Raw genomic sequence first — 21,121 nt, forward strand, 5'->3', positions numbered from 1 at the left:
CGGACTGTTATTGGCGGCAGGGTCACGCTAGGGCAGCAATATGGCCTCTGTCGCACCTTCTCCCACGCCAGCCGATGTATTACACCGTCTATTTGGTTTTGCAGGCTTTCGGGGGCAGCAGGAACAAGTGGTGTCGCGTGTGCTGGCCGGACAGCGTACGCTTGCCGTCATGCCAACAGGCGCGGGCAAATCCTTATGCTATCAATTGCCCGCAGTCATCATGGACGGCACATGCGTCGTCATATCGCCTCTGATTGCGTTGATGCACGACCAGATGCGCGCCGCCGACGCGGTCGGTATTCGCGCGGCGACACTGACGTCAGCGGACGACAACCGCGCCGAGACGATCGCGCGTTTTCGGGCAGGTGAACTGGACTTGCTCTATGTCGCGCCAGAACGGGCGTCGGGGCAGGAATTCCGCAATCTCTTGCGCGAGACCAAGATATCACTGTTCGCCATCGATGAAGCGCATTGCGTTTCCGAATGGGGACATGATTTTCGGCCGGATTATCGGTTGCTCCGCCCCTTGCTCGATGATTTTGCCGATGTGCCAAGGCTCGCGCTGACGGCGACTGCTGATAGCCATACCCGCGACGACATCGCCGAGCAGCTCGGTATTCCCGGCAATGGCGTCATGGTGGCAGGGTTTGACCGGCCCAACATTCGTTATGCCGCCAACGCCGCGCCGAACAGCGGCATTGCTGCGCTGGTAAAGGGGCTGAATGGCGCTGGCATTGTGTACGCCCAGACGCGCGATCGCACAGAAAAAATTGCTGCCCAGATCAAAGCGACAGGCCGCAGGGCTTTATTCTATCACGCTGGCATGGAGCCACAAACCCGTGCACGTGCACAGGCCGAGTTCGTATCATCGGAAGATATGGTCATGGTCGCCACAGTCGCGTTCGGAATGGGGATCGACAAGCCCGATGTGCGCTTTGTCGTGCATGCTGGCCTGCCAAAATCGATCGAATCTTATTATCAGGAAAGCGGTCGTGCGGGACGCGACGGCGACCCGGCGGTCGCGCATATGCTCTGGTCGGCGGGCGACTTCACGCGAGCCCGCGCGCGTTTGAACGAACTTCCCAAGGAACGCCGTGAGGCAGAGCTCGCGCGTGTCGCTGCATTGTCGACGCTGGTGGAGACGCCGGGCTGCCGCCGCGCCGTGCTGCTGCGGCACTTTGGCGAAAGCCCGCCTGAATCTTGCGGCAATTGCGACAATTGTCTGAACGCGCCAGCCGTACATGACGCCACGGAGCTTTCCCGCAAGCTTTTGTCGGCGGCCTACAGGACTGGGCAAATGTTCGGCATGGGGCATCTGGAAAAGGTGCTCCTTGGCAATGCCGACGACCGGATTAGCAAGTTGGGGCAGGACAAGCTGTCTGTGTTCGGTATCGTCGATAGCGCCGAAGCGCGCATGCTTAAGCCGTTGGCGCGTGCGCTTCAGGCGCGCGGTGCGTTGGTGGCAAATGAACATGGCGGGCTGAAACTAGCTGGCGATGCCCGCGCAATTATGCGCGGCGACCTGAAAATCGAAATCGCGGTCGTGACCCAAGACCGCAAGCGCCGCGCAAGCAGTCCCCAAAACCCTGTCGGCGACCCGTTGTTCGAGGCGTTACGCGCCCAGCGCCGCTCACTGGCCGAAGAGGCGAATGTCCCACCCTATGTCATCTTCCACGATGCAACTTTGCGCGAAATGGCGACGGTTCGGCCAGCCGACATTCGCGCCTTGGGACGGATCAGCGGCGTTGGCGCGCGCAAGTTGGAGGCATATGGGGAAGCATTTTTGGCCGTAATCGCCCAATATTAAGCTATGACGCGCACGCACCTGCTGTCCTTTCTTGTTATCGATTGCGGATTAAAATAAGGCAGGATGTATGTCGCTGGTTAAGGCGATTTTGAAATAGGATTATCAGATGTTCCGCCAACTCACTGACCGCGTCCTTGTCGCCCCGCAAATTGATGTCGGCGATGTGATGGACGCGGCGCAAGCTGGCGTTAAGCTCATCATCAACAACCGTCCTGAAGATGAATCTGCTGATCAAACCCCAGGTGAAGAGATTGATACCGCAGCGCGTGCCGCTGGAATGGATTATGTCGCCATCCCGGTCACGCATGCCGGGTTCGCCGAATGGCAAGTGACGGCAATGGCCGACGCATTGAACAAAACCGATGGCAAAGTGCTGGCTTATTGTCGCTCAGGCACACGGTCGACCTTGTTATGGGCTCTGGCGCAAGCATCCAAGGGCGAACACCCCGCCCTTTTGGCGGAAAAAGCAGCAGACGCAGGCTATGATTTAACGCCCGTCTCCGCAATGATGGATATGCTGCGCGGGCGGGCCTCGTGACCGCAGAATTGCTGAAGCTTGCAGGCTCCATTGCCGCGATATTGTTTATCGCATGGCTTGCGCGATATTGGCAGCTTGGCGGCGACGTGCGCATTCGTAGCGAGGAGCAAGCCCGCGAGATTGCTAATGATACCTTGCCCGGGTTTGATCCGGTCAAAATTGCCATTGATAAAGCCGGAATAGCTGCGCTCTTGCGCGATGCCGGCGGTAGACATCTTTTAATCCGCCAACATGGTGTCCAATGGGCCGGGCGACTGCTTGATGGACATAACGAAAGCCGTCTGGACCAAGGAATGCTGACAATCGGCACTGGAGAGAGAATCTTCGGCTCGGTCACGTTGAACCTAGGCATGCAAGCGTCGCATTGGGCGGCAGGCTTGCGCCATTTGAAGACATAGGACGCGCATATGCCTGAACTCTTCAGTCCAGTCGATTATGCCATTCCGGCGTTCATCATCCTGATCGTTGCCGAAATGCTGTGGGCGCGTCGCCGTGCGCCGGAAAAATATGAACCGCGCGATACGTTGACCTCACTGGCATTGGGGACGGGCAGCACCGTTGCAGGCGCACTGACTGGGGCATTGGTTTTCAGCGTGGCGATGTGGATTTACGAGCATCGCCTGTTCGATATTGGCTGGGTGTGGTGGGCGTGGCCCTTATGCTTCGTGCTGGATGACTTTGCTTATTATTGGGCACATCGGTCGGGACACCGCGTCCGCTGGTTTTGGGCAAGCCATGTAAACCACCACAGTAGCCAGCATTACAATCTATCAACGGCGCTGCGCCAGACGTGGACCGGCTTTATCGCGCTTGGCTTTATTTTCCGCATTCCCTTGGCCTTTTTGGGTTTTCATCCTGCGATGCTGTTGTTTGTGGGCGCACTTAACCTCATTTACCAGTTCTGGATCCACACCGAAATTATCGGCAAGTTTCCGCGCTGGGTAGAATTTGTCATGAACACGCCAAGCCATCATCGCGTCCACCACGCAACCAACCCCCGATATCTGGACCGAAATTATGCCGGAACTTTCATCATTTGGGACCGCATATTTCGGACATTTACCGAAGAGGTCGAAGGCGAAAAAATCCGCTACGGGATCGTAAAACAACTGGGCACGTTCAACCTGCTGTGGAGCGTCTTCCACGAATGGATCGGCATCGGCCAGGACCTGAAATCCGCCCCATGGCGACATAAATTCTCATACCTCTGGCGTCCGCCGGGTTGGAGCCACGATGGCAGCAGAGACACATCGGACACAATCCGTGCGCGATGGTTGGAAGCGCAGCAAGCGAAGGCCGACTAAGGCTATTTACTCCCTTGCCAGTAATTAATCGCTTGCTTAAACCCTTGGCAAAGAGGGAGCAGGCAATATGGATGAGTTCGACATCATTGTTATCGGCGGCGGATCCGCAGGTAGCGCGGCAGCTGGCCGACTGTCCGAAGGTGGCAAATACAAGGTCTGCCTTATTGAAGCGGGCGGCACCAACGACAACATGCTCATCAAGACGCCCGGCTTCATGCCGTTCATCCGCAATGCGTCCAATTACAAATATGAAACCGTTCCGCAAAAGGGATTGAACGGCCGGACTGGATATCAGCCGCGCGGCAGGGGGCTAGGCGGGTCAAGCGCGATCAACGCCATGGTCTATATCCGTGGGCATGCCTATGATTACGACAATTGGGCTGCGCTGGGTTGCACCGGCTGGTCCTATGATGACGTATTGCCTGTTTTCAAACGCTGCGAAGACAATGAGCGCGGCTCCGATGCCTTTCATGGTTCAGGCGGACCGCTTTCGGTCATGGACCAACGATGGCCACAGGGCGGGAGCCTTGCCTTTGTCGAGGCGGCCGCCGAACTGCAATTGACCGTCAATGCAGACTTTAACGGCGCAACGCAGGATGGCTTTGGCCTGTATCAGGTGACGCAAAAGGGCGGGGAGCGCTGGACCGCGGCGCGCGCGTATGTCGAGCCTGCACGCAACCGGATGGAAGTGCTAACCGGTGCGTTGACCGAAAAGATTATTGTCGAAAATGGCCGGGCGACTGGTGTCATTATTCGGCAGGGGCGCAAGAAACGCACCATAAAGGCACGCGGCGCGGTCATCTTGTCCGCTGGCGCCTTTGGATCGCCGCAGATTCTGATGCTGTCTGGCATGGGTCCGGCCGACCATTTACGCAGCGTCGGTGTTGACGTGGTCCATGACAAGGCAGCGATCGGTTCCGACTTGCAGGACCATATCGATTATGTCTCCAGCTTCGAAACCCAGTCGAAAGATGATTTCTTCGGCGATTCGCTGAAGGGCACAGGAAAAATGATCAGGGCGATCATTGAACACCGGCGCAAGCGCACCGGCGTTATGACCACCTGCTTTGCCGAAGCCGGCGGGTTCTGGCGTTCGGACCCAAGCTTGCCCGCACCCGACGTCCAATATCATTTCGTACCCGCCATGCTGGAAGACCATGGTCGGTCAAAGGTGAAGGGCCATGGTTTCAGTTGCCATGCTTGCGTGCTGCGCCCCGAGAGCAGAGGCACCGTCCGTTTGGCATCGGCGGAAGCCAGCGCAGCGCCGCTGATTGACCCCGCGTTTTTAAGCGACGACCGTGATATGGCCACCTTGCGCAGCGGCGTCCGCGCCATGCACCGTATTTTTGAAGCCCCGGCGATGGCGGTTTATCATGGCAAAAACAGGCATCCGGTCGATATCAATGATGATGCCGCGCTAGACGACCTGATCCGCAGCCGCGCTGATACCGTCTACCACCCTGTTGGCACGTGCCGCATGGGGCCAAGCGCCGATGACGTCGTCGACCCAAGGCTGAAATATCGCGGGATTGAGGGCCTCTATGTCGCGGATGCCAGTATCATGCCCCGCCTTGTTTCGGGGAACACCAATGCACCCAGCATCATGATCGGCGAAAGATGTGCCGAATTTGTCCGTGCTGACTTGCAATAATCTTGCGTAAATGCGGCGCGGCGGTTAACCGCGTGCCCGCAATGGCGATGAACGGAACAGATTATATCAGCACGCGCGGAAACGCGGACGCGCTTGATTTTGCGGGCGTCACGCTGACGGGTCTTGCCAGCGACGGTGGCCTATATGTTCCGCGCCATTGGCCGCAATTTTCAACCGACGAGATTAGCGCAATGCGCGGTCTGTCTTATGTGGAACTTGCGGCGCGCGTGATGGCACCCTTTACTGCGGGCGTCTTGGACGAGGCGGAGTTGAAGGGTCTGTGCGCCACGGCATACGGATCCTTTGCCCATTCGGCCGTTACGCCGCTGGTCCAGCTTGATGGCCAGCATTGGCTGCTTGAGCTATTCCATGGGCCTACCTTGGCATTCAAGGACGTTGCGCTTCAATTGCTTGGCCAGTTGTTCGATCGCTTTCTGTCGGGCACCGACAAAAAGTTGACCATTGTTGGCGCAACCTCGGGCGATACCGGGTCAGCCGCAATCGATGCTGTTGCCGGTCGCGCGCAAATCGAAATATTCATGCTCCACCCGCATGAACGTGTCTCCGATGTGCAACGGCGGCAAATGACCACTATAGATGCGCCAAACGTCCATAATATTGCGATCCATGGCAGCTTTGACGATGCACAGGCGATGGTGAAGCGCATGTTCGGCGATCGTGACGTCAATGGTCCGCTGACATTGTCAGCTGTGAACTCGATCAACTGGGCGCGGCTCATGGCGCAAGTCGTGTATTATTTCTATGCTGCGCTGCGCTTGGGCGGCCCTGAGCGAAAAGTCGCTTTTTCGGTGCCGACGGGCAATTTCGGTGATGTGTTTGCCGGCTATGTCGCCGCGCAAATGGGGCTGCCGATCGAGCGCTTGATCGTTGCGACAAACATCAATGATATTCTCCACCGCGCCTTGTCCAAAGGCGATTACTCGGTGCTCGGCGTGACCCCAACATCAGCGCCATCGATGGACATTCAGGTATCGAGCAACTTTGAACGGTTGCTGTTCGATCTGGAGGGCCGCGATGGGTCCACCACGGCTGCGCGCATGAAGTGGTTTGAAAAAATGGGCAAGATGGTGCTGTCGCCCGACATGCGTAAAAAGGCGACCTTGCTGACAAGCGCGCGTGCCGATGCCGAACAAATGTTGGCGGCCATGCGCTGGGCTTATGGTGCCACCGACCAAATTATCGACCCGCATACCGCTATCGCGCTTCACGCTGCCCGTGCAGCGGGAATCCGGAGTGATGTTCCAGTCGTCACCTTGGCAACAGCCCACCCGGCCAAATTCCCCGATGCCGTCGAAAACGCAACGGGCGTCCGGCCTGTGCTGCCTGCCCGCGTCTCGCATCTCTTTGACCGCGAAGAACGATTTGACATATTGCCCGGCGAATATGGTGCGGTGCGCGATTATGTATTGGCGCGCGCCGCGCGGTAAATATGGAACCCAATTTCGTAACCCTCATCAGCGAGCCACGCCACGAGTACACGCTGATCGATTCAGGCAACGGCCGCAAATATGAAGCATATGGCGACCGCCGCTTCATTCGCCCCGAACCGCAAGCGATGTGGGCCCCCGCCTTGGAAGAATGGCCAGCAGACGCCGAATTCCAGCCCGGGTCGGATGACGAAGGCGGCGGCCGATGGTATAATAATAATCCAGTGCCGATGGATGGATGGCCGCTCTCGTGGAATGACGAAGTACGCTTTACGGCATCCTGCACACCGTTTCGCCATTTGGGTTTCTTTCCCGATATGGACCCGGTGTGGCGGTGGATGCGCGGCCAATTGGCTGGCATGACCGAGCCTGTTGCGATGAACCTGTTTGGCTATACCGGCGTTGGCACGCTCGCTTTGTCCGCAGCGGGCGCGCACATGGTGCATGTCGACGCGTCCAAGAAATCGGTCGGGCAAGCGCGCGTCAATGCCGAACTGTCGGGCATGTCGGACCGCCCGATCCGGTGGATCGTCGATGACGCCGCAAAATTTGTCGCGCGTGAAGTCCGCCGCGAAAAGCGCTATGACGGTATCTTGCTTGATCCGCCAAAATATGGCCGCGGGCCTGAAGGCGAAATATGGCGGCTGGAAGAAGACCTGCCTGAGCTGATTGCCAATTGCCGCAAATTGCTGGATGCCGAATCGAAGTTTTTGTTTCTGACCGTATATGCTGTGCGCATGTCTGCGCTGGCATTGGGCGGGCTATTGGAATCCCATTTTGCCGATTTGGGCGGCACGGTTGAATTTGGCGAACTGGCGGTGCGCGAACAGGGGCGGGGGATGCTTTTGCCCACGGCCATCTTCGCCCGTTGGTCGCGTTAAGGAGTGCAATGAACGACAACCTAATTCTGGAAGTACACGATCTTGTCGTCAATGTTCTCACCGGCATTTACAGCCAGGAAACGCATTTGCCGCAACCCTTGCGGATCTCGATTAGCGCAACGCTCGATATGGCGCCGCATTACGCGCCGGACTCGCCATTATCGGCATCTAAAAATTACATGACGCTCAAGGAAGCTGCGACGCATTTGCCGGAAGGCGTGCATTTCACGCTCATCGAGGCGGTCGCAGACCATATTATCGACAATCTGTTCGCGGACGACCCGCGCATCAGCAACATTGTCGTCAAAATCGTTAAGCTGGCCATCGCCGAAGAGAATGAGGCGATTGGCATCACCATGTCACGGAGCCGCAAGTGAAGACAGCGCCGCTTGCGATTATAACAGGTGGCAAGCGCAGGCTGGGTGCCGAGATTGCATCGAAACTGGCCGCTGCTGGCTACGCGCTTGCCTTGGTCAGTCATATAGACGCGCCGCCCGAGGCCGCATTGGCGGCGGCGCTAAAGACCTATGAGACGGAATGGCATCCCTTCACATTTGACCTCAGTGCCGGAAATCCAGCTGAGCTTGTCGGCACGATTGCAACGCATTTTGGTCGGACCCCGGATTTGCTGGTAAATAATGCGGCGATGTTTGGTCAGGATGACTGGGAATCGATGACGCTTGAAACGCTGCAAACCCATTTCCGGCTTAATCTGTTCTCGCCCTTGTTGTTGGCGCAGGCGCTTGTGTACGCGGCCGGAGCGCAAGCAAGACCAGTCATTGTCAACATTCTCGACCAACGCATCGTTAACCCCCACCGCGACCAGATGAGCTATACATTGTCGAAACAGGCGCTTGCGGCGTCCGTACGGTCTATGGCAGCGGCGTTTGCAGGGCGTGCGCGTTACAACGGCGTTGCACCGGGTCTTGTCATTTCAACGGATGAGTACACCGCAGAGCAAGAGTCGCGGCTGGCCGATATGATGCCCTTAGGAGCCCTGCCTTCCCCATCCGCAGTCGCAGACGCTGTGGTATACCTCGCCGGTGCACAGGACGTTACCGGGCAGATTATTTTTGTAGATGGCGGGGCCCATCTTAAAAGCTTCGACCGCGACTTCATGCATCTGTAGCGCGCCGATTGTCGCGGCCTATTTTGCTGACGACCCAGCCCAGTGCACGACCGATAATTGCGCCACTGCACAAATAACTTGCTTTTGGTGGGCTGCTTGGCCATAGGGCCTCCAAGCGCATAAGGCGAGCGGACAGAACCGCCGCAGTTTTGGCAGCGTGAGGGCCCCACCAAAGGCTCCGCCAAACGAACAAGATGCGTAAGCTTAGAGGCTTCCCATATCACGCAGGGTTGTTTCCAACGGGTCAGCATGAGCTGCTCCCGAACACCTGCTGTTGCGCCTGTGCGGTCCTGATGAAAGGACGCGCATCACGGGCCGCGACGACCATTTGAAAGTATAAATATGTCTTTTTTCCAAGACCTGGGCCTTGCCCAACCTATCCTTAAGGCGCTTGAGGCGGCTGGCTATGATACGCCAACCCCCATTCAGCAACAGGCTATCCCGTCGCTGCTGCAAGGCCGCGATCTGTGCGGTATCGCCCAGACTGGAACTGGCAAAACCGCTGCGTTTGCTTTGCCCTCGCTCCACCATTTTGCGACCAAGCCAAAAGCGCGCCAGCCATTTAGCTGCCGTATGCTTGTTTTGTCGCCAACACGCGAACTTGCCGCGCAAATCGCGGACAGCTTCCGCACCTATGGCAAATTCCTTGGCCTGAAGGTCGATTGCGTTTTCGGCGGGATGCCGATTTTCAGCCAGAAGAAGCGGCTTGCCGGCGGCGTTGATATTCTTGTGGCAACGCCAGGCCGCCTGATTGATCTTATCGAACAGCGCGCAGTGACGTTGAAAGATGTCGAAATCTTCGTCCTTGATGAAGCCGACCAGATGATGGACCTTGGCTTCATTCACGCGTTGAAGCGTATTGACCAATTGCTGCCTAAACAACGCCAGACATTGTTCTTTTCGGCGACCATGCCAAAGGCAATTGCAGAGCTTGGCAACCGGTTCCTGAACAATCCAGTGCGTGTTTCCGTCGCTCCGGCGGCAACCACCGCAGAACGCGTCGAACAGTTCGTGACCTTTGTGGAGCAGCGTGAAAAGCAGACTTTGCTGACGCTAAAGTTGCAAAGTGAAGACATTGACCGTGCATTGGTTTTCACCCGTACCAAGCATGGCGCTGACCGCGTTGTGCGTGGACTGGCGGGCGCAGGCATTCAGTCTGCCGCCATTCATGGTAACAAATCGCAAGGCCAGCGTACCGCTGCGCTTCAAGCGTTCCGTGATGGCAAAATCAAGATCCTCGTTGCGACCGATATCGCCGCGCGCGGCATTGACGTTCCTGGCGTGAGCCATGTGTTCAACTTCGAACTGCCAAATGTGCCCGAGCAATATGTCCACCGTATTGGCCGTACCGCGCGTGCGGGTCGTGAAGGTGTCGCCATGAGCTTTGTTGCCGGTGATGAGCGCGGCTATATGAAGGACATTGAGCGTCTGACTGGCGTCCGCGCCATGACGCTTGGACTTCCCGAAGGCTTTCGCGCAGCGGTTGCTGCATTGCCACCCCCCGTTGCGGATAAAAAGCCACAACAGGCACGTGGCGGTCGCGGTGGTGGTCAGCCAGGTGGCGGACGCACCAATTATGCCGGCAAGAAGCTTGGCGGCAACAATGGCGGCACTGGCTTGAACGGCGAAACACGCAATCGCACGCACACGCCACAAGGCGGCTGGCAACCCGCCATCGGTCCACGTGACGGCAGCCGTGAAGGCAGCCGCGACGCACGTCCGCGCAATGACAATGCACCGGCTGGCGATCGTCGCCCAACTGCCGACCGTGCATTTGCCGCACGCAGCGAAAACCGCCGCGATCCCGGCGCACCCGCACGCAATTACGGTCCTAAAAAGGGCGGTAATGGCAACTTCAGGGGTACGGTCAAGCGGGCTGTCTAACCTCTCGCAATAATTATAGGCCGTCACCCTGAACTCGTTTCAGGGTCTTACTTTCGCGTAAATAGTAAGATGCTGAACCAAGTTCAGCATGACAGCTTTTAATCAATCAGTGCCGGAAATGCCGCATGCCGGTGAAGACCATGGCAAGACCAGCTTCATCGGCGGCGGCAATGACTTCGTCGTCGCGCATTGACCCGCCGGGTTGAATGACGGCTGTTGCTCCCGCTTCTGCTGCGGCCAGCAGGCCGTCAGCAAACGGGAAAAAGGCATCGGAAGCGACCGCCGAACCCACGGTACGCGCGGACGCCCAACCATAAGTTTCCGCTGCCTCTTTTGCCTTTATCGCTGCGATGCGCGCGCTGTCACGCCGGTTCATCTGGCCAGCGCCAATGCCAGCTGTCGCGCCGTCCTTGGCATAGACTATCGCATTGGACTTCACATGCTTGGCAACCGTCCAGGCAAAGCGGCAGTCGGCCAATTGCTGCGCAGTTGGTACGCGTTTGGTCACGACGGTAAAATCGCTGTCCGCAACATGGCCATTGTCACGCGACTGCACGAGCAATCCGCCGGTAATCGGCTTGACGGAAAGACCGCCCCGCTGGGGGTTAGGCAACTCGCCCGTCAGTAATAGCCGCAAATTCTTCTTCTTTGCAAAAACCGCTTTGGCTGCATCGTCAGCCGAAGGCGCTGCTACCACCTCGGTAAATATTTCGGTTATCGCCTCGGCTGTTTCGGCATCAAGCGGCCGGTTCACGGCGACGATACCGCCAAAGGCCGAGACGCTGTCGCATTCAAGCGCCGCGCGATAGGCGTCAATCAACGTGGCGCCAGTCGCCACACCACACGGGTTAGCATGCTTGACGATGACAACCGTAGGCGGGCCATGACGAAACTCTGCAACAAGCTCAAGTGCGGCATCAGCGTCATTATAATTGTTGTAAGATAATTCCTTACCTTGCACCTGTTCGGCTTGTGCGATCCCTGCAATATGCGGGCCCACCGGCACATAAAGTGCGGCGCGCTGATGTGGATTTTCGCCGTAACGCAACTCGGTCACGCGGTTGCCATTGATGGCCAGCATATCGGGGAAAAGCTGCTGCTGGTCCGCAAAGGCAAACCATTGGCTGATCATGCTGTCATAGGCCGCAGTCGCCGAATACGCCTTTGCCGCGCATTTCCGGCGAAAATCATAACTTGTTTTGCCATCGCTTTCCTCAAGCTCGGCTATCAGGTCGTCATAATCCGCCGGGTCCGTCAGGATCGTGACATAGGCATGGTTCTTTGCCGCGCTGCGCACCATCGACGGCCCGCCAATGTCGATGTTTTCAATAATTTCGTCGCGTGATGCTCCCTTTGCGACTGTCTCGGCAAATGGATAAAGATTGACGACCACTAGGTCGATTGCGCCAATATGGTGTTCAGCCATTGCCGCTGCATGTTCAGGATTGTCGCGCACGGCAAGCAAACCGCCATGCACCATCGGGTGGAGCGTCTTGACGCGTCCGTCCATCATTTCGGGAAAGCCCGTAAGCTCGCTGATGTCCTTGACGGCAAGGCCCGCGGCGCGCAGCGTCTTCGCGGTCCCGCCAGTCGACACGAGCTCCACATGCCGCGCTGCCAGCGCATGGCCAAGTTCAACCAGCCCAGCCTTGTCGGACACGGATAATAAGGCCCGCTTGATGACGACGTCTTGCATGTAATTATCCTAAATGACGTAATTGCCAGCTGATGCTGAGGCCGCCTTTACCAGTGTCGGCGGCGATCACAAGTTGGCGCGTGGGGTGTGGGCGGCCATTCTGGTCAACCCAAAGGCTGTCGTCAGCGGACAATGTTCCGCCGGAGGCAGCAAAGGCCCAGTTGCTTCCATCGGCCATGCGCAGCAAAGCGGTCTGTGGATTATCCGAAGGGACGATTTCGATATCTGGTCCAAGATGAAAACGGACATGAACGGGTACGTTATCCTTTGGCTTCGACTGCGGTAATAAAGTGTCCTCGCCGCGAAGCTCCATGCCGTCCGAACGCAGCGTGAGGAGTCGGCTATGGCTATAGCCGAAGCTTTTGGCATAGCCATCATGGCTTGCCTGAATGCGTGTTGCCTGATCAACATCACGTCGCTCAAGCCCTACCTCCGCCACGCCTCTGCCCAGCTGTCCGCCGGGCAAAATAGCGGTCGAGTTCGTGTCGTTGAGGCATAAGGTCGAATGCGCGGCCGTCGTGCGCAGCCCCCTTGCCAATGCCAGCGGGATCGATGCCCCAACCAGCGCGGCGCCCCCGCAATTGACGATAATGCGTTGAGCCCCGTGCGACAATTCGAACGCCAAAGTGGATGCGCAGCCCGAAGCAGACTGACGCGCCAGCGGCGGGGGCCCGGCATCAAGTAAGAGCACCGATTTACCAGCGGTGACCCTCTGATATCCCCAATCCAATGCCTGCCGATGTGGCCGGGCGCGCACTTCGCTGGCGGCGACGAGCGCGTGAATTCGGTCGACAGCAATATGGGGCGACCCTTGCCAAGCGCCAAGGCCGCCATCCGAATGGGTAAGACCAAGCAACGCAGGCACGGCACGGCCCAAAGCTTCGGTAAGAAAGTCAGGGACCATTTCCCTTTGTGCGACATAGCATTGCTTCAGCAGGCTCAGCAGGCCAATCAGCTCCATCAACTGAATAGGAGAGCGCGAAACGACACCGCCATCGGGGAAGATCGTAGCGCGCAGGGAATCCGCAAGCCCGTCCTCTCCGACCGCGCGCCGTATCTTTCCTTCAGGCAGTAACAAAGATGCCGCCACGACCCCGGCCCAACCAACGGTTTTGGCAAAGTAGCTTTGAGCTCTTGGTGCAGACTGGTCGAGATGCCGCGCGACACGGGCAAAATGATTGATGACGCGCGAGCGATAAATAGGGTCAGCGCTGCTGAGCAGGAATGGCGACCCAGCCGCCATGTTCAATAATCGCCAGGCGCAATTGTCCACGCGCCATGCAGGTTCGCGCGTTTTCATGCCGTTGGCGCGCAACCATGCATCTGCGATCTGCGCTGCAACGGGCGCGCCGTCACCGCGATTTGTCGCCGCAGCAAGATCGCGCAACCAATCGAAGCGATGAATATAATCGGTCAGAGATGGCGGCAATTCCAGCTTTTGGTAATCGAGGCCATCAATCGCCTGTTCAAAACCTTGATAATGGAATTTACCGATGCGCAAGGCCTGACCACGTGCGGCATTGCCCTCAAGCGGATCATGGGGCACCGCGAGCAAGCGCAAAGGCACCTTGCCCTTCAGGCGGCCACTGTGGAGCGGTGTGCGCCATGTCAGTTTGTAGAATTCGAGGGAAAGTCGCTCCAGAAGGTTTTGGCCGGCACCTTTGGGCCTAACGATTAACGCCGAATGTTGCTGTCCAATGCTTTCATCACCGCGGGTCATTCACCCCTCAGCGCCCGGATGTTTGCGGCATATTGTCCCGCGCCACCCTTGAACGTTGCCGTTCCGGCTACCAAAGTGTCGGCACCTGCTGAAATCGCGAGCGGAGCGGTATCGACGGTAATTCCGCCATCAACTTCGAGCCGGATATCGCGCCCTGTTTTCTCGATCATTTTTCGGATGGCTTCTATTTTGCGTAACTGGCTGGAAATGAAACTTTGCCCGCCGAAACCGGGGTTGACACTCATCACGAGGATAAGGTCAATCTCGTCGATCAGATAATCGAGCATTTTGGCCGGCGTGTGGGGATTGAGGACGATGCCAGCCATTTTGCCCAATGACTTGATGAGTTGCACCGTTCGGTGGGGATGCGGGCCAGCCTCAGGATGGAACGATATGATATCGGCCCCGGCATCTGCAAAGGCTTCAACATATTGGTCAACCGGCGAAATCATAAGATGTACGTCGAACGGCTTGGCACTGTGCGGCCGCAACGCCCGTACGACGGCGGGACCAATGGTGATATTGGGAACAAAATGTCCATCCATGACGTCAACATGAATCCAGTCACAACCAGCCGCATCAATGGCACGCACTTCTTCACCCAGCCGCGCGAAATCGGCTGATAAAATCGATGGCGCTATGCGGATGGCGCTGGACATGTATTCGGCTTAGACGCTCGATTCCGCCGGAGCAAGGCGGTGCAAGGCGTTATGCACAGCTTATCGCACGGATTGGCGCGGCTCACGGCGATAAATAAACAGGTCGCCGATGACGTCATGGGACTCCGCAAATTTGGTGTAACCAAGCTTGTGCGCAACCTTATGCGAAGCCGTATTGCCAGTGTCGATAATGCAGCGTGTCTCCCCCAAATTTTTCGCATCAGCCCAGTCCAGAATTGCTGACATTGCTTCAGTAGCAAAGCCTTTGCCCCAGGCATCAGGGGTAAAGGCCCAACCTGCCTCGGGGATATTCGCGAGCTCCGGGATGCCGCGCTCAAACTGCGCCAGCCCCCCATTGCCGACGAAGCTGCCGCTTTCGCGCTCCACGAATGACCAATAGCCATAGCCAAATAACGACCACATCCCGATGCCTTGAAGCATTTTGCCCCAGCTGACATTTCGGCTGCGTGGTTTGCCGCCAATGAACGCCGTCATCCGCGGATCGGCCCATGCCGCGGCATATTCCTCCCAATGCGCCAAGGACATCGGCTCAATCGAAAGTCGTTCGGTAATTAATGTTGGTGCTAGCAAATTTCCTACCCCCCAATCATACCGTAGCAATGAGCAGCGTCGGCTAAGCGGATGCGTCCGCCGAAGCGCGTTCCTCGAACGAGAGCCGCCCTTCGACTTTTCGCCAGCGCTGGCGCGCTCACGGCTCAGGGCTTGGGTATTTCGGCATACCTATCCGGCCCGGACAAAACGCGCCACAAAGAAGCCGTCCAGACCGCCTTGTTCAGCCAGCATGGGTGGCATCGTCCTCAGATGTCCGGCTGCGTTTGCGACGACGCCATCGGGAAGCTCGTTTTGCGTTATGGCCTGTGTTTTATATTCGGGTTGCCGAGCCAGAAAGGCCTCTGCTTGTGCCTCGCCTTCATGCGGTTCAAGCGAACATGTTGCAAACACCAAAGTGCCGCCAGGTTTCACCCATTGCGCAGCCCGATCCAGCATCGCGCTTTGAATGGCAGCTAGATTGTTAATCGCCTTCAGATCGATGCGATGCAACACGTCGGGATGCCGCCGCATCGTGCCCGTTGCGCTGCAAGGTGCATCCAGCAATATGGCATCGAAGGGCTGCGCCGGTTTCCAGTCCATCACGTCAGCATTGACCCGTTCCGCATTCAATTGCGTGCGCTCCAGATTAGACATCAGACGGTCCATCCGCCGCGCGCTGTTATCAAGTGCAGTTACCGCAAAACCCGCAGCCGAAAGCTGCATGGTCTTGCCCCCCGGCGCGGCGCAAAGATCAAGCGCACGCTTGCCAGTCCCGTCACCGAGCAGCCGCGCAGGCAAGCTTGCGGCTAGATCCTGCACCCACCAAGCGCCTTCGCCATAGCCATCCAGTTCCTCCACCGCCGTGCCGCGCGGCAGGCGAACATGGCCTTGCATCAGGCTGACGCCGTTCAACCGCTCTGCCCATAAATCCGTCGCCGTCAGATCCCGCAAGGCAAGATCAAGCGGCGGCGGCTCGGACAGCGCCTTTTGTGCACCAGCGATCATTTCATCGCCCCACGCCGGATGCCAGCGCATCATCACCGCCTCAGGCAGCGATGGTAGCTCGGGCAGTGCGACTTCCGCGCGAAGCAACGATCCCAAGACGCCGTGAACCAGCCGCCTTGGGCCTCCATCGACCAGCGGCAGCGCCGTTGCGATTGCGGCGTGGGCAGGGGTGCCAAGCCGGAGGATTTGCGCGAGCGCCAGGCGAAGCACCATGCGCGCCTTGGAATCATCGGGCAGGACTTGCTTGGTCTTGCTGTCGATCAGCATATCGAGGTCCACAGCCCAGCGCAGTGTTTCCTGCGCAATGGCGATGGCCAAGGCGCGGTCAGGCGGCGACAGGCCCTTGGTCGCATTCGCCGTCGCCTGATCCATTGGTGTGCCCATGCGCATCACGGTGTCAAGCAAGCGCAAAGCAGCGCGGCGCGTCGGAAGGCCGGAAATTTCATCGTTCATGTCAAGCCCACTAGGCGTGTGTGTGAGACAAGTGAAGAGCGTTGTGCGGCCCCTCATTTCGGCGACACACCTTGCAATTTGGCTGATGAGCGCCAATGTTCTGTTCAAGCTATGCCGCTCAAGGAAACCTAATCAATGGGCACCCGTCCCCCACATGTCAAAGCGCCGGAGTATCTCTCCAAAAGCCCGCCCGTCCCTGAGCCCAAGGAAGTCGGTCGCGAGCCTGAACCCGATGCCGAAAGACCCGATCCCGTGCGTTATGGCGACTGGGAATTGAAGGGTGTTGCGATAGATTTCTAGCCGCAGCGCTGCCCAATATTTGTGCAGTTGCGAAGTTGCTTGTTCTATGCATTTTTTTTGGGCAGATACTCAGGCAATGGCCTCCAAACCGCCCTGCTTTGATGAAATGCTCAATGAGGACGGGACGCCGCGTGCGGCTTATGCCGCGTATCATAAATGGTTTTCCGAACAGGACAGCACGCATCTCAAGCAAAAGGCGCGCGACGCCGAAGAGTTTTTCCGCCGCACTGGCATTACCTTTGCTGTCTATGGCGATGATGAGGCGGAAGAGCGCCTAATACCCTTCGATATCATTCCGCGCATTGTATCGGCGCGCGAATGGACGAAGCTATCGCGCGGCATCGAACAACGTGTCCGCGCCATCAACGCGTTTTTGCAGGATATTTACCACCGGCAGGAAATCGTGCGCGCTGGCCGACTGCCCGTTGAATTGCTTGAAAAGAACGACGCCTTTGTCAGTCAGATGATAGGGTTTACCCCGCCCGGCGGCGTCTACACGCATATTGTCGGCATCGATCTCGTGCGCACTGGCGCGGATGATTTTGTCGTGCTTGAGGATAATGCACGGACACCTTCGGGCGTGTCCTACATGCTCGAGAACCGCGAAACCATGATGAATATGTTCCCTGAACTGTTCAGCAATATTCGCGTCCGCAATGTCAGCGATTATCCCAAGAATTTGCGCGCATCCTTAAGCCGCGTTGCGCCGCCGGCCTGTACGGGCGATCCAGTGGTCGCAGTGCTTACCCCCGGCATTCACAACAGCGCCTATTTCGAACATGCGTTTCTCGCTGACCAGATGGGTGCTGAGCTTGTTGAGGGCCATGACATCCGCATCGTCGACGGGCGAGTTGCCATGCGCACCACGCGCGGCTACCAACCCATCGATGTGCTGTATCGCCGGTTGGATGATGATTATCTCGACCCGCTGATTTTCAGGCCTGACTCAGCTTTAGGAATCCCCGGCATTTTTGACCTTTACCGCGCTGGCCGGATCACCATCGCCAATGCGCCGGGCACGGGCATTGCCGACGACAAGGCGATCTACAGCTACATGCCCGACATCGTCGAATTCTACACAGGCGAGCGGCCGATCTTGAAAAATGTCGATACGTGGCGCTGTTCGGAAAAAGATTCGCTGGCCTATGTGCTTGAGCATTTGTCCGAACTGGTCGTGAAGGAAGTACACGGCTCGGGTGGTTACGGCATGCTGATTGGCCCTGCCGCGAGCAAGAAAGAACTGGCGGAATTTCGGGCAAAGCTGATTGCCAAGCCCAGCAATTATATCGCGCAGCCGACCCTGGCTCTATCGACGATTCCGATCTTCGCCAATAGCGGCCTTGCCCCGCGCCATGTCGACTTGCGGCCATTTGTTCTCGTCTCGCCTGACAAGATCGATATAACTCCGGGCGGCCTTACGCGCGTCGCATTGCGCAAGGGATCGCTGGTGGTCAACTCAAGCCAGGGTGGCGGGACCAAGGACAGCTGGGTCATCGATGATGATTGATCCATGCTAGGCAAAACCGCATCCGGCATTTTCTGGCTGTTCCGCTACCTCGAGCGCGCGGAGAATATCGCGCGGCTGATTGAAACGGGGCACCGCTTTACGCTCACCCGCAACAGCGGGCGGCAGGACGAATGGCGTTCGATTCTCGCGGCATTGGGCATGGATGCAGCTTACCGCGCCACACATCAGGATTATAATGCAGCGCAGGTCGTCGATTATCTGCTGCGCGACAAGCGTAATCCCGGGAACTTACGCAACCTGATCGACAGTGCACGGCAAAATGCGCGTACGACGCGCACCGCGATCACCCGCGAATTGTGGGAAGCCGTCAACGAATGCTGGATTTGTGTCAATGATGGCCTGAAACGCCAGGTGCGTGAGGCTGAACTACCCGCCACAATCGACCTTATCGAACGCCAGACCGCGATGGTGCGTGGCGCGCTCGAAAACACGATGCTGCGCAATGACGGCTATAATTTCAGCCGCGTGGGGAATTTCATTGAACGCGCTGACAGTATGGCGCGGCTTCTTGACGTCAAATATTATGTGCTTCTGCCGTCTGTTTCATTCGTCGGGTCATCGCTCGACAATATCCAGTGGGAAACAATCCTGCGTTCGACATCGGCCTACAGCGCCTATCGCTGGTTATATCCCGGCCGGGCAAGCGCGCTTGGCATTGCCGAGTTCCTTATCCTTGACCGCCGCTTTCCGCGCAGCCTTGCCTTTTGCTACGGCAAGCTAACCGATAATTTGCGGCATCTGGCGATGTCTTATGGTGTGCCATCGCAGAGCCTTGCCGAGGCCGAGCGCATTTACGCTGGCTTTGCCTCTTTAACCGCCGCTTCCATATTGGAGGACGGATTGCACGAATTCCTGATCGAATTCCTGGCGCAAAACCGGAACCTCGCGCAATTGGTGGAGCAGGAATATAGGTTTAACAGCTGATGCTTTTGTCGATCCACCACATCACCGAATATCAGTTCGACCAACCCGTACGCTATGCGCTTCAGCGGCTTAAGCTGCGCCCAAAAGACGGTGCAGGGCAGAACGTATTGGATTGGCAGTTGGTTATCGATGGTGGCAGGATCGAGGCTGAGCACGACGACCCGCATAATAACCATGTCACGCTGATTTCGATTGAAGAAGGTCGGACATCCATCAAAATCAGTTGCAGCGGCCAGGTACAAACGGCTGACAATCATGGCATATTGGGTCGCCACCGCAGCCATGTACCCCTATGGGCTTATTGTCGTTCCACGCGGCTCACAGGGGCTGCACGGGGCGTCCAGAAGCTACTTGTCGGTATTGACCGGGCAGCGCCCGACAAGATCGGCATGCTGCACGAATTGTCCGCGCATATCTTGTCGACGGTAGAGTATCGCACGGGCGCAACGGGCGTTGAAACCAATGCCGAGCAAGCGATAATCGTTGGCGCGGGCGTCTGTCAGGATCATGCGCATATCTTCATTGCGGCATGCCGTTCGATTGGCATTCCGGCGCGTTATGTGTCGGGCTATTTGATGATGGATGGCCACGTCGAACAAACCGCAAGCCATGCCTGGGCAGAGGCGCATCTCGACGGGCTTGGCTGGGTCGGTTTTGACATATCCAACGGTATTAGCCCCGACGGACGCTATGTCCGCGTGGCGACTGGCTTTGACTATCGCGACGCCGCGCCGATATCGGGGATGTCATTTGGCGCACGTGACAAGAGCATGGTTGTATCCTTGCGTGTCGAACAGTAGGAATCACGAAACAGGGCGGGGGCCAATGGTTCAGGAATGACATATTGCGTGGGAATGTTACTCGATAAAGGCATGGCGTTCATGTCCGACACGCGCACGAATTCGGGCGTCGACAATATCTCGACCTTTCGCAAAATGTTCAGCTGGTCTGTCCCCGGCGAGCGGTTCATCACGCTGATGACAGCGGGCAATTTGGCTACAACCCAGGCGCTGATCAGCCAGTTGGAAGAACGCACGAAAGCGCCCAATGATCGAAAGCCCTCGATCCTCGCCGCGCCTACCATGTTTCAAGTTGCCAATATCATAGGCGCCACATTGCGAGACACTATCTCGGCGCGCGCGCTGACCGGACCCGTTGCCGCGAGCCCTACCCCCAATTTCAACGCCAGCGTCATTTTAGGCGGGCAAATAGCGGGCATGGAGCCGCGGCTGTACCTCATTTACCCGGAAGGCAATTTTATCGAGGCCAGCGCCGAGACGCCATTCTTCCAGATTGGCGAAACCAAATATGGCCGGCCGATATTGGTGCGCGGATTTGAAGCGCACATGTCCTTTGCGGACATCACGAAACTGCTGATGGTGTCATTCGATTCCACGCTGAAGGCTAATCTTTCGGTCGGCCTGCCACTGGACCTAATGCTCTACAAGAATGACGAATTTGCCTCCTTCCACGAACGCCGGATCACAGGGGACGACCCCTATTTCGAGAGCATTTCCGACAGCTGGAGCGAAGCGTTACGCAACGCGTTCCAATCGCTGCCTGATTATGCGCTGGATGAATAAGAATAACGTCATGCTGAACTTGTTTCAGCATCCATCCCGCAGCATGACCAATGGCTAGA

Annotated in this window: 20 protein-coding genes; 15 read left to right on the forward strand and 5 right to left on the reverse strand. The window is 57.4% G+C overall.

What is annotated here, in order from left to right:
• The first annotated feature begins 40 nt into the window (after nucleotides 1-40).
• From recQ to ACLL9E_RS10890, 10 genes are all read left to right on the forward strand, one after another.
• Nucleotides 41-1,807, forward strand: a complete 1,767-nt coding sequence (gene recQ, locus ACLL9E_RS10845; protein WP_411291747.1) for a DNA helicase RecQ — start codon at nucleotides 41-43, stop codon at nucleotides 1,805-1,807.
• A 106-nt stretch (nucleotides 1,808-1,913) separates the two neighbouring features.
• Nucleotides 1,914-2,345: a TIGR01244 family sulfur transferase gene (locus ACLL9E_RS10850; RefSeq protein WP_411291748.1), complete on the forward strand. Its 432-nt coding sequence runs from the start codon at nucleotides 1,914-1,916 to the stop codon at nucleotides 2,343-2,345.
• On the forward strand, nucleotides 2,342-2,743 hold the full coding sequence (locus ACLL9E_RS10855) for a hypothetical protein (protein WP_411291749.1): 402 nt from the start codon (nucleotides 2,342-2,344) through the stop codon (nucleotides 2,741-2,743). Before ACLL9E_RS10850 ends, ACLL9E_RS10855 begins: the two co-directional genes overlap by 4 nt.
• 9 nt (nucleotides 2,744-2,752) lie before the next feature.
• Nucleotides 2,753-3,649 (forward strand): sterol desaturase family protein, encoded by an 897-nt coding sequence (locus tag ACLL9E_RS10860; RefSeq protein WP_411291750.1) that lies wholly within the window; start codon nucleotides 2,753-2,755, stop codon nucleotides 3,647-3,649.
• 67 nt (nucleotides 3,650-3,716) lie between these two features.
• Nucleotides 3,717-5,300 carry a GMC family oxidoreductase gene (locus tag ACLL9E_RS10865; RefSeq protein WP_411291751.1) on the forward strand — a complete coding sequence of 528 codons (1,584 nt, stop codon included), beginning with the start codon at nucleotides 3,717-3,719 and terminating at the stop codon, nucleotides 5,298-5,300.
• Nucleotides 5,301-5,347: 47 nt separating this feature from the next.
• Nucleotides 5,348-6,748, forward strand: a complete 1,401-nt coding sequence (thrC, locus tag ACLL9E_RS10870; RefSeq protein WP_411291774.1) for a threonine synthase — start codon at nucleotides 5,348-5,350, stop codon at nucleotides 6,746-6,748.
• Nucleotides 6,749-6,750: 2 nt separating this feature from the next.
• Entirely contained in the window at nucleotides 6,751-7,629 is an 879-nt protein-coding gene (locus ACLL9E_RS10875; protein ID WP_411291752.1) for a class I SAM-dependent methyltransferase, read from the forward strand.
• 8 nt (nucleotides 7,630-7,637) lie between these two features.
• Nucleotides 7,638-8,006, forward strand: a complete 369-nt coding sequence (locus ACLL9E_RS10880) for a dihydroneopterin aldolase (RefSeq protein WP_411291753.1) — start codon at nucleotides 7,638-7,640, stop codon at nucleotides 8,004-8,006.
• Nucleotides 8,003-8,758: an SDR family oxidoreductase gene (locus ACLL9E_RS10885; RefSeq protein ID WP_411291754.1), complete on the forward strand. Its 756-nt coding sequence runs from the start codon at nucleotides 8,003-8,005 to the stop codon at nucleotides 8,756-8,758. The genes ACLL9E_RS10880 and ACLL9E_RS10885 overlap by 4 nt, the downstream gene beginning before the upstream one ends.
• A 342-nt stretch (nucleotides 8,759-9,100) precedes the next feature.
• Nucleotides 9,101-10,642: a DEAD/DEAH box helicase gene (locus tag ACLL9E_RS10890; RefSeq protein ID WP_411291755.1), complete on the forward strand. Its 1,542-nt coding sequence runs from the start codon at nucleotides 9,101-9,103 to the stop codon at nucleotides 10,640-10,642.
• Between the two features lie 106 nt (nucleotides 10,643-10,748).
• Here ACLL9E_RS10890 and purH read toward each other — a convergent pair whose 3' ends face one another.
• From purH to ACLL9E_RS10915, 5 genes are all read right to left on the reverse strand, one after another.
• Nucleotides 10,749-12,338 carry a bifunctional phosphoribosylaminoimidazolecarboxamide formyltransferase/IMP cyclohydrolase gene (purH, locus tag ACLL9E_RS10895; RefSeq protein ID WP_411291756.1) on the reverse strand — a complete coding sequence of 530 codons (1,590 nt, stop codon included), beginning with the start codon at nucleotides 12,336-12,338 and terminating at the stop codon, nucleotides 10,749-10,751.
• A gap of 4 nt (nucleotides 12,339-12,342) precedes the next feature.
• Nucleotides 12,343-14,058: a heparinase II/III family protein gene (locus tag ACLL9E_RS10900; protein WP_411291757.1), complete on the reverse strand. Its 1,716-nt coding sequence runs from the start codon at nucleotides 14,056-14,058 to the stop codon at nucleotides 12,343-12,345.
• Nucleotides 14,055-14,717: a ribulose-phosphate 3-epimerase gene (gene rpe / locus ACLL9E_RS10905; protein WP_411291758.1), complete on the reverse strand. Its 663-nt coding sequence runs from the start codon at nucleotides 14,715-14,717 to the stop codon at nucleotides 14,055-14,057. Before rpe ends, ACLL9E_RS10900 begins: the two co-directional genes overlap by 4 nt.
• Nucleotides 14,718-14,777: 60 nt before the next feature.
• Nucleotides 14,778-15,308 carry a GNAT family N-acetyltransferase gene (locus ACLL9E_RS10910; RefSeq protein ID WP_411291759.1) on the reverse strand — a complete coding sequence of 177 codons (531 nt, stop codon included), beginning with the start codon at nucleotides 15,306-15,308 and terminating at the stop codon, nucleotides 14,778-14,780.
• 150 nt (nucleotides 15,309-15,458) lie between these two features.
• On the reverse strand, nucleotides 15,459-16,727 hold the full coding sequence (locus tag ACLL9E_RS10915; RefSeq protein ID WP_411291760.1) for an RsmB/NOP family class I SAM-dependent RNA methyltransferase: 1,269 nt from the start codon (nucleotides 16,725-16,727) through the stop codon (nucleotides 15,459-15,461).
• A 135-nt stretch (nucleotides 16,728-16,862) separates the two neighbouring features.
• On the opposite strand from ACLL9E_RS10915, the gene ACLL9E_RS10920 reads away from it, so the two are divergent.
• The 5 genes from ACLL9E_RS10920 to ACLL9E_RS10940 are packed head-to-tail and all read left to right on the forward strand — an operon-like array spanning nucleotide 16,863 to nucleotide 21,062.
• Entirely contained in the window at nucleotides 16,863-17,027 is a 165-nt protein-coding gene (locus ACLL9E_RS10920) for a DUF1674 domain-containing protein (RefSeq protein ID WP_306064025.1), read from the forward strand.
• A 46-nt stretch (nucleotides 17,028-17,073) separates the two neighbouring features.
• On the forward strand, nucleotides 17,074-18,534 hold the full coding sequence (locus ACLL9E_RS10925) for a circularly permuted type 2 ATP-grasp protein (protein ID WP_411291761.1): 1,461 nt from the start codon (nucleotides 17,074-17,076) through the stop codon (nucleotides 18,532-18,534).
• A 3-nt stretch (nucleotides 18,535-18,537) separates the two neighbouring features.
• On the forward strand, nucleotides 18,538-19,479 hold the full coding sequence (locus ACLL9E_RS10930) for an alpha-E domain-containing protein (RefSeq protein WP_411291762.1): 942 nt from the start codon (nucleotides 18,538-18,540) through the stop codon (nucleotides 19,477-19,479).
• Nucleotides 19,479-20,279 carry a transglutaminase family protein gene (locus tag ACLL9E_RS10935; RefSeq protein ID WP_411291763.1) on the forward strand — a complete coding sequence of 267 codons (801 nt, stop codon included), beginning with the start codon at nucleotides 19,479-19,481 and terminating at the stop codon, nucleotides 20,277-20,279. The genes ACLL9E_RS10930 and ACLL9E_RS10935 overlap by 1 nt, the downstream gene beginning before the upstream one ends.
• A 36-nt stretch (nucleotides 20,280-20,315) precedes the next feature.
• Nucleotides 20,316-21,062: a peptidase gene (locus ACLL9E_RS10940; RefSeq protein ID WP_411291764.1), complete on the forward strand. Its 747-nt coding sequence runs from the start codon at nucleotides 20,316-20,318 to the stop codon at nucleotides 21,060-21,062.
• Nucleotides 21,063-21,121: the final 59 nt, after the last annotated feature.

Source organism: Sphingorhabdus sp. (genome assembly GCF_046596595.1).
Taxonomy (GTDB): Bacteria; Pseudomonadota; Alphaproteobacteria; order Sphingomonadales; family Sphingomonadaceae; genus Sphingorhabdus_B.